This window comes from Candidatus Symbiopectobacterium sp. NZEC135 (genome assembly GCF_025962695.1).
The window spans coordinates 1-547 of sequence record NZ_JAGFPF010001428.1; the positions used below are offsets into that span (position 1 = coordinate 1).

General features: G+C 56.1%; 1 protein-coding gene. It reads left to right on the forward strand.

The features are described 5' to 3' along the window. Positions 1-547: ATP-binding cassette domain-containing protein (locus tag J5224_RS34655; RefSeq protein WP_264629347.1), on the forward strand; the 547-nt coding region annotated here is incomplete at both ends.

The window sequence follows — 547 nt, forward strand, 5'->3', positions numbered from 1 at the left end:
AACTGGGCATGAGTCTGGTGTTCATCACGCATAACCTCAATATCGTCAAGCAACTGGCCGACAAGGTTGCCGTGATGCAGGGTGGACGCTGCGTGGAACAAAATCGTTGCCACGACCTGTTTGCCGCACCGCAGCACAGCTACACCCGGCAACTGCTGGACGCAGAGCCTTCGGGTTCAGCTCTGCCTTTGCCCGACGATTCACCGCCGCTGCTACGCGTAGAGCAACTTTCGATTTCATTCCCCATCAAGCGCGGGCTGTTGCGCCGCACGGTGGCAGAAAAAACCGTGGTCAATGGGTTGAATTTTACCTTACGGCGTGGCGAAAGCCTGGGACTGGTAGGGGAATCCGGTTCAGGTAAAAGTACCACCGGTCTGGCATTGTTACGGCTCATCGCCTCACGCGGTAACATTGTGTTCGATGAACAACCGCTGCATCAGTTTAATCGCCGCCAAATGCTGCCGCTGCGCAGCCAGATCCAGGTGGTGTTTCAGGACCCCAATTCGTCGTTGAATCCTCGGCGCACCGCGCTGCAAATTATCGAAGA